The organism is Paraburkholderia sp. SIMBA_053 (genome assembly GCF_046534895.1).
Lineage (GTDB): Bacteria > Pseudomonadota > Gammaproteobacteria > Burkholderiales > Burkholderiaceae > Paraburkholderia > Paraburkholderia caledonica.
The window spans coordinates 1-238 of the sequence record NZ_JAWRXU010001639.1 but is presented as its reverse complement, the minus strand read 5'-3'; the positions used below and the strand labels follow the sequence as shown (position 1 = coordinate 238).

The 238-nt window shown below is 58.4% G+C and carries 1 protein-coding gene; it reads right to left on the bottom strand.

The genetic code is table 11. The features are described from left to right. A partial coding sequence (locus SB753_RS41115) for a thioredoxin family protein (protein ID WP_410805686.1) occupies positions 1–100 on the bottom strand: 100 nt, incomplete at its 3' end. Positions 101–238 lie beyond the last annotated feature (138 nt).

The window sequence follows — 238 nt, the reverse complement described above, 5'->3', positions numbered from 1 at the left end:
GACACGGACCGCACCACTCCGCCCAGAAGTCGAGCAGGACGATCCCCCCGCCGTCCAGGGTCTCATCGAAGTTCGTCGCGGTGATCGTTTGAGTAGCCATGTCCCGACAATATACCCCGTGGGGTATGGTACGCCGTTGGCTCATGAGCCAATATACGATGAGAACGGGTCACCCGAGAGGAACAAGATGAGGATCGCGATCTACGCTTTCACCGGCGTGACGATGTTCCATCTCTCC